Genomic DNA, 6630 nt, shown 5'->3' with positions numbered 1-6630 from the left:
CACAAGGTTTGGGGTGAACCATAGGCAGCGAAACACTCACCGGGTTGCGCAGCATGGCATACTCGCCCCCTTCGCCTTCCGGACCCGGGTCGCATGATTTTCAAATCCCCCTTGAGCGCTTGGCAGCATGCCATCGAACATCACGGCTTCGTCCAGGATGAAGCCCAGGAGCTGGCCATCATGGCCTTGGAGCAGTGCCACAAGGCATTGCATGAAGGCCGCAAGCCGATCAAGGGTGTATATCTCTGGGGGCCGGTTGGGCGCGGCAAGACCTGGCTCATGGATCGCTTCTACGAAAGCCTCGAGGTTCCGGCCCGTCGCCAGCACTTCCACCATTTCATGGCCTGGGTGCACCAGCGCTCATTCCAGCTCACCGGCACGCCTGACCCGTTGCAGGCCTTGGCCCGCGAGTTGAGTCGCGAGGTGCGAGTGCTGTGTTTCGACGAGTTGTTCGTCACGGACATTGGCGACGCCATCATCCTGAGTCGCCTCTTCCAGGTGATGTTCGAGTTGGGCATGGTCGTGGTCAGCACGTCCAACCTGCCGCCTGACGAGCTCTACGCCAACGGCCACAACCGTGAGCGGTTCTTGCCCACCATTGCCGCGATCAAGCAGTACATGCAGGTCGTTCCCGTGAATGGCTGGCAGGACCATCGCCAGCATCCGGGTACCCTGCAACAACGCTATTGGGTGCGCGATCCTGGCCAGGTCGATCCGCTGGCGGATGTGTTTGCCCGGTTGAGCACGGGGCAGGCGTTGAGCAGCGCGCCGGTTGAGGTGGGCCATCGCCTGGTCGTGCCGGTCCAGGCCAGCGACACGGTGCTTTGGAGTCGCTACGCGGACCTGTGCGAGAAGCCATTTTCGGCGGTGGATTTCATGGCGCTGTGCGATCGTTTCAAGGCGATCCTGCTCAGTGATGTGCCCAGTTTGAGCGCCGAGCAGCGCGAAGGGCGCATTGCCCGTGGCACCGAAGACGGGATCGAGCGGGTCGAGGCCGGCGATCGCGAACTGCCGCAGTTGTCGGTTCACGACAACGGCGTGCGGCGGTTCATTGCACTGGTCGATGAATGTTATGACCGCAAAGTGCCGTTGTACCTGTCGGCCGAGGTGCCGATGGACCAGTTGTACACCGAGGGCTATCTGCAATTCCCGTTTCGCCGTACCCTCAGTCGCCTCCAGGAAATGCAATTGCAACGTTTCGGTCAGTTCGCCTGACCTGAACCCTGCCGGCGACCAAGCCGCCGGCCTTATCGAAACGAGATGGAAGAATCATGGAAGAAGCCAAGGACATCCTTGTACTGCAAGCCAGCTACACCAATCCCGTCCATGCGGAAGCGATCTGCCACGTACTCAATGGCTACGCCGAAGATCCGATGGGAGGAGGGCATTCGCTGCCGGCCGAGGTACTTGCACATCTGCCTGAAGAGCTGGCCAAGCGCGCCCATGCCTTCAGCGTGCTGGCGTTCGTCAATGGCGAACCGGCGGGATTGGTCAACTGCTTCGAAGGCTTTTCGACCTTTGCCTGCCGCCCTTTGGTGAACGTCCATGACGTTGCCGTGATGCCGGCGTTTCGCGGGCTGGGCTTGAGTCAGAAAATGCTGCAGAAGGTCGAGGACATCGCACGCCAGCGCGGGTGCTGCAAGATCACACTGGAGGTGCTGGAAGGCAATGCCGTGGCCCAGGCCAGTTACGCCAAGTTCGGATTTGCTGCCGGCATGTTCGACCCGGCCCACGGCATCATGCAGTTCTGGATCAAGCCCCTGTAACAGCGGGCTTCAATCCGGCTCTGATTACTTCTGCACGACCTGTCCCGCCGGCCCCTTGGGTTTCATGAGGCTGAAGTCGATCAATGCCTTGTGCTGGCTTTGATACGGGTCGCCGATCAACAGTGGCCTGGCCGTGAAGGCATTGCTGATCAGGCTTTTGCTGCGGTCCAGTTCGTCGAAGCTCAAGCCGGCCATGTCCGCCCAGGTGTGGATCAAGTGCGAGCTGCTGTAAGGGCGCGTCAGGTCGCCGGCGAGGTTCCAGTCATGGGTTTCGCGCCATTTCGGCGAGGCCCAGGCCATGAATGGAATGGTGTACATCGGCGCGGTCGGCTTGCCCTCGTTGCGCCCCAGGGTCTCATGCCCCGGCGAATCGAATACGTCTTCGCCGTGATCCGACAGGTACAGCAGGAAACCGTTGGGATCGGTCTTGGCGTAGTCCTTGATGAGGCTGGACACCACGAAGTCGTTGTACAGCACCGCGTTATCGTAGCTGTTGTAGGTCGGGACCTGGTCGTCACGCACGCCTGCCGGTACGCCTTGGCGGTCAGTGAACTTGTCGAAGGTCGGCGGATAACGGTACTGATAGCTCATGTGCGTGCCGAGCAGGTGCACCACGATCAGCTTGCGCGGCGCGGTATCGGTCAGTGCCTTGTTGAACGGCTCGATCACATCGCCATCGTACTGGGCGGCATTCTGGTTGCGGTTGTTGTTCAGGTACACCTGCTCGTCGGCCTGCTGTGAGAAGGTCGTGAGCATGGTGTTGCGCTTGGTCATGGTTTGCTGGTTGGTGATCCAGAAGGTCTTGTAGCCGGCCTGCTTCATCATGCTCACCAACGACGGCGTGCTGAGGTAGAGGTCCGGGTTTTCCTCATCGGCGAACGTCAACACCTGTTGCAGCGCTTCGATGGTGTAGGGGCGCGGGGTGATGACATTGTCGAACACCGCGAGCTGGTCCTTGAGCTTGTCCAGTTCCGGCGTGGTTTCCCTCGGGTAGCCGTAGAGGCTCATCCGCTGGCGGTTGGTGGACTCACCAATCACCAGCACCAGCGTTGCGGGCTGGTTGGCCATGGTGTCCTTGAGGTTGCTCAGGGGTGCGATGGTGCTGGCGCTGTGAAGCATGCCTTGCATGTTCTCCAACTGCTCAGTGTAACGACGGTACGCCACCACCATCTGCCACGGAACGGCCGGCTCGATGCGATCTTCGAATTTCTCCAGGCCGCCGGCGAGGGTGCCGGTGCGCTGGGTTTGCTTGATCAATGGGTAACCCACCACGGCGACCACGATCACGGCGGCGGCGACCACTGCCTGGCCTTGCGGCAGATAAACCGGGCGCAGCCGGGTCCAGAGGAAATAGCCCACCAGCGTGTGGGCGAGGAACGCCGGCACCATCCACCAGGCAAAGTACTGGGTCATGTATTCGCCCGCTTCGGCCACGTTCGATTCGAACATGATGAAGATGACGCTTTGGGAGAATTCCTGCTGGTAAATGAAGAAGTAGCCCAGGCTGGCCATGGAGCATGCCCACAGCACGAAACCGATCACTGCGGCGAGCAAGCGCGTGCGGGCCGGAAAGAGCAGCATGGGCGCCAGCCACAGGGCACTCATCACGAAGGCTTGGCGAAACCCGGTAAAACCGGAGGTATCGCTCAGCAGGATGAGTAATTGGGTGATTCCGGAAAAGTACCAGAAGAATAGAAACAGCCAGCCGAGCCCGGCCCAGTCGAAACCTTTCGCAGTCGTTTTGCTGCGTTTGAACACACTCATCAAGCGCTCCAGCCTTTACCGATGAAGCTGCTGGCGCCGGATTGGTGCTCGCGGGCATTCATCGAAACAATTCAGTGCGCGGGAGTATCAGGGGGAAGGTGTGAAAACTTTGTGAGTTTTTTGGTTACGAACGGCTTGTGGCGAGGAAGCTTGCTCCCGCTGGGCTGTGTAGGAGCTGGCGGAGCCTGCGATCTTTGATTTTCGCTTGGGATTCAGGTGTTTGGAAAAAGATCGCAGCCTCGCTTCGCTCGGCAGCTCCTACAGGGGGCCGAGTGGGAGAGCGCTCTCTCGTAACGAAAGGTGGGTGGTGTTTTTTAAAGTGACACCGGCTTGCCCGGTGTCACCTCGAGTGCCTTGCCTGGGGACAGGTTCAGCGAGCCAAAGCCTGGCCCTGGTAAGGAAGCTGTGCGTGTTGCAACTGCAAGCGCAACTGCGTCACTTCATCAAGCAGCAGATCACGCTCTTCTTTCAGCAGGCGTAATTCGTCGCGACGAATGGTCACGTAAAGGGTTTGGGGAGGACGTGCGGTAACGACTGGGCCCATTGCTCACCTCGCAAATGGCGTACATCAACTAGAGAGATGTCGCCAGTTTTTTTGGTCGACACCTCTTTATCGGCGCCGATTCTGAATACTTTTGCTCGTGAATGGAACTTTTTTATTTTTCATGGTCGTCGTGTCTTCGGCTGGTTTTTGAACGTAATCCTTTGTGATCGGGCGATTTACCCGGAAACTATGCTGCAATGCTCTGGACTAACCTCCACAAGTCACTTGAGCTAAACCTTTGACACACCTTTATTTGTAGTAGGGAGCATCAGCACATGCAACTCGGGATCATTGGACTGGGCCGCATGGGCGGCAATATTGCGCGGCGCCTGATGCTCAATGGGCACACCACCGTCGTGTATGACCGCAATGCCGCTTTCGTCGAAAACCTGAGCCAGGAAGGCGCAACGGGCGTCGCGGACCTGCCGGCGTTGGTCGCCGGCCTGGAGAAGCCACGGGCCGTCTGGGTCATGCTGCCTGCCGGCGCGCCTACGGAAGACACCATCAACGCGTTGAGCGCGCTGCTCGAGCCGGGCGATGTGATCATCGATGGCGGCAATACGTATTACAAGGACGACATCCGTCGTGCCCAGGCGCTGTCGGAAAAAGGCCTGACCTACCTTGATGTCGGCACCTCCGGCGGCGTCTGGGGCCTTGAGCGCGGCTACTGCATGATGATCGGCGGGGACGCCGAGGTGGTCCGTCGCCTGGACCCGTTGTTCGCCAGCCTGGCGCCGGGCATGGGCGATATCCCACGCACCCGCGACCGCAAGTCCGATGACGATCGCGCCGAACGCGGATACATCCATGCCGGTCCGGCGGGTGCCGGGCATTTTGTGAAGATGATCCATAACGGTATCGAATACGGCATGATGCAGGCCTTCGCCGAGGGCTTCGACATCCTCAAGACCAAGGCCAGCGAAAGCCTGCCGCCCGAGCAGCGTTTCGACCTGAACGTAGCCGATATCGCCGAAGTCTGGCGGCGTGGCAGCGTGGTTTCGTCCTGGCTGCTGGACCTGACCGCCGATGCGCTGGCCAGCGATCCGAAGCTGGATGGTTTCTCCGGCGAAGTCGCCGACAGCGGGGAAGGGCGCTGGACGATCGAGGCAGCCATCGAACAAGCGGTGCCGGTGCCAGTGCTGTCCAGTTCGCTGTTCGCGCGTTTCCGCTCCCGTCAGCAGGCCACGTATGGTGACAAGATGTTGTCGGCGATGCGCTTCGGCTTCGGTGGCCACGTGGAGACGCCGAAAAAATGACTTCGATCGGCAGGAAATCCAAGGCAGAACCCGCGCCACCGACCACACTGTTCCTGTTCGGTGCCCATGGGGATCTGGTCAAGCGCTTGCTCATGCCGGCGCTTTACCACCTCAGTCGTGACGGGCTGCTGGGCGATGGCCTGCAGATCATCGGTGTCGACCACAACGCCATCAGCGATGTGGATTTTGCGAAAAAACTCGAGGATTTCATCCGCAACGAGGCGCAGGGCAAGGGCGGCGATCCTGATCGCGCGCTCGACCCCGCGCTGTGGGCCAAGTTGGCCCAGGGCATCGGTTACGTCCAGGGTGATTTTCTCGATGACAGTACCTACCAGGCGCTGGCGGCGAACCACTTCACTGAAAAAACGTGGCGCGGCCGGGCTGCTTCAGGAGCAGGATGACGCCTTCCGCCGCGTGGTGATCGAGAAGCCGTTCGGCTCCGACCTGCAAACCGCCGAGGCGCTCAATGCCTGCCTGCTCAAAGTCATGAGCGAGAAACAGATCTATCGGATCGACCATTACCTGGGCAAGGAGACGGTGCAGAACATTCTGGTCAGCCGTTTCTCCAACAGCCTGTTCGAGGCGTTCTGGAACAATCACTACATCGATCACGTGCAGATTACCGCCGCTGAAACCGTTGGCGTGGAAACCCGTGGCAGTTTTTATGAGCACACCGGCGCCCTGCGGGACATGGTGCCCAACCACTTGTTCCAACTGCTGGCGATGGTGGCGATGGAGCCTCCCGCGGCGTTCGGCGCTGACGCAGTGCGTGGCGAGAAGGCCAAGGTGGTCGGGGCGATCCGCCCCTGGTCGGTGGAGCAGGCCCGCGCCAATTCGGTTCGTGGCCAGTACACGGCGGGGGAAGTCGGCGGCAACGCGGTCAAAGGTTACCGCGAGGAGACCAACGTCGCAGCCGACAGCAGCACCGAAACCTACGTCGCCCTCAAGGTCATGATCGATAACTGGCGGTGGGTCGGCGTGCCGTTCTACCTGCGCACCGGCAAGCGCATGAGCGTGCGCGACACGGAAATCGTCATCTGCTTCAAACCGGCGCCTTACGCGCAGTTTCGCGACACCGAAGTCGACGAATTGCAACCTACGTACCTGAGAATCCAGATCCAGCCCAACGAAGGCATGTGGTTCGACCTGCTGGCCAAGCGGCCCGGGCCGGCCCTCGACATGGCCAATATTGAATTGGGTTTTGCCTATAAGGATTTCTTCGAAATGCAGCCGTCAACGGGTTACGAAACCCTGATCTACGATTGCCTGACGGGCGACCAGACGTTGTTCCAGCGTGCCG

5 protein-coding genes and 1 pseudogene are annotated in these 6630 nt (G+C 60.1%); 4 read left to right on the top strand and 2 right to left on the bottom strand.

Annotated elements, in window-relative coordinates; all coding sequences use genetic code 11:
* Positions 1-93: 93 nt before the first annotated feature.
* The gene (gene zapE / locus OC610_RS18290) at positions 94-1215 is read left to right on the top strand and encodes a cell division protein ZapE (protein WP_264429607.1); all 1122 of its coding nucleotides are present in this window, start codon (positions 94-96) and stop codon (positions 1213-1215) included.
* A 56-nt stretch (positions 1216-1271) separates the two neighbouring features.
* Positions 1272-1766 carry a GNAT family N-acetyltransferase gene (locus tag OC610_RS18285; RefSeq protein ID WP_264429606.1) on the top strand — a complete coding sequence of 165 codons (495 nt, stop codon included), beginning with the start codon at positions 1272-1274 and terminating at the stop codon, positions 1764-1766.
* A 24-nt stretch (positions 1767-1790) separates the two neighbouring features.
* On the opposite strand, the gene OC610_RS18280 is transcribed toward OC610_RS18285, so the two are convergent.
* Positions 1791-3530, bottom strand: a complete 1740-nt coding sequence (locus OC610_RS18280; protein ID WP_264429605.1) for a phosphoethanolamine transferase CptA — start codon at positions 3528-3530, stop codon at positions 1791-1793.
* Positions 3531-3900: 370 nt separating this feature from the next.
* Complete coding sequence (locus OC610_RS18275) at positions 3901-4074, bottom strand: DUF6026 family protein (RefSeq protein WP_187293371.1); 174 nt, start codon at positions 4072-4074, stop codon at positions 3901-3903.
* Positions 4075-4325: 251 nt separating this feature from the next.
* Here OC610_RS18275 and gnd point away from each other — a divergent pair, with 251 nt between their 5' ends.
* Together gnd and zwf are read left to right on the top strand one after the other, a co-directional pair.
* On the top strand, positions 4326-5330 hold the full coding sequence (gene gnd / locus OC610_RS18270) for a phosphogluconate dehydrogenase (NAD(+)-dependent, decarboxylating) (protein WP_264429609.1): 1005 nt from the start codon (positions 4326-4328) through the stop codon (positions 5328-5330).
* Positions 5327-6630 (top strand): annotated as a pseudogene (gene zwf / locus OC610_RS18265) (glucose-6-phosphate dehydrogenase); the annotation flags it as partial. The gene gnd and the pseudogene zwf, both read left to right, overlap by 4 nt.

It is taken from the genome of Pseudomonas agronomica (genome assembly GCF_025917275.1).
GTDB classification, from domain to species: Bacteria; Pseudomonadota; Gammaproteobacteria; order Pseudomonadales; family Pseudomonadaceae; genus Aquipseudomonas; species Aquipseudomonas agronomica.
Note: the sequence above shows the minus strand (reverse complement) of the source record. Positions and strands in the feature narration are given on the sequence as shown.